Annotated in this window: 1 protein-coding gene; it reads left to right on the forward strand. The window is 36.8% G+C overall.

Annotation, left to right across the window (positions count from 1 at the left end; genetic code table 11):
- The coding region (locus tag AA089_RS23335) for an AMP-binding protein (RefSeq protein WP_046759438.1) at window positions 1-228 on the forward strand (228 nt) is incomplete at both ends.

Raw genomic sequence — 228 nt, forward strand, 5'->3', positions numbered from 1 at the left:
CACCAAAAGGAGTATTAATCACACACCAAAACGTAACCCGATTATTCTATAATGAAGCATCACTATTCGATTTCAATGAAAAAGATGTGTGGAGCATGTTCCATTCGTACAACTTTGACTTTTCCGTATGGGAAATGTATGGCGCATTACTGTTTGGTGGAAAATTAGTAGTTGTACCAAAAACGCACACGAAAGATCCTGAACTCTTTGGTAATTTACTAGTTAGTG

The organism is Kordia jejudonensis (assembly GCF_001005315.1).
Lineage (GTDB): Bacteria > Bacteroidota > Bacteroidia > Flavobacteriales > Flavobacteriaceae > Kordia > Kordia jejudonensis.